Genomic DNA, 758 nt, shown 5'->3' on the forward strand with positions numbered 1-758 from the left:
TGTGCAGGGCAGGATCCCAGTTGACCAGCCGCTTGCCGCGGTAGATCAGGCCTTCCTTGTGCAGGCGCACAAAGACTTCGCGCACGGCGTTGGAGAGGCCGTCGTCCATGGTGAAGCGCTCGCGGGTCCAGTCCACGCTGGCGCCCATGCGGCGTAGCTGGCGGGTAATGGTGCCGCCGGATTCGCCTTTCCACTCCCAGACTTTCTCAAGGAATTTCTCACGGCCCAACTCGTGGCGGTTGGTGCCTTCGCCGGCCAGTTTGCGTTCCACCACCATCTGGGTGGCGATGCCGGCATGGTCGGTGCCCACCTGCCACAGGGTGTTGCGGCCCTGCATGCGGCGGTAGCGCACCAGGGTGTCCATGATGGTGTCCTGGAAGGCGTGACCCATGTGCAGGCTGCCGGTCACATTGGGGGGCGGGATCATGATGCAGAAGGAATCACCCTGGCCGCTCGGCTTGAAATGACCGGCCTTTTCCCAGTGTTCATACCAGGATTGCTCGATGCGATCGGGTTGGTAGGTTTTGTCCATGATCACCGCTTCTAAACAAGAAAAAATGAGGGCGAATTATAGCGAAGCGGGGCGGGTTCGTCGCGGGTTGTGAGAAAACGCCTGGCACTGGGCACCGGATGCCTGGCGAGGCAAACAGAAACGGCGGCTCACTTTCACAAAGGCATCTGGGCTGAGGAGGTGAGTCAGGCTTTCCGGCGCAGGGCCGCGCGCAGCTTCAGGCGCAGGGCCTTTTCGAGCTTGGGCA

The 758-nt window shown here is 61.9% G+C and carries 1 protein-coding gene; it reads right to left on the reverse strand.

The genetic code is table 11. From position 1 onward, the window contains the following. Nucleotides 1-532, reverse strand: a 532-nt coding sequence (locus tag A3730_RS06915; RefSeq protein WP_156501010.1) for a class I tRNA ligase family protein, incomplete at its 3' end; no start/stop codon positions are given. Between the last annotated feature and the right edge of the window lie 226 nt (nucleotides 533-758).

It is taken from the genome of Alcanivorax sp. HI0044, from assembly GCF_001634945.1.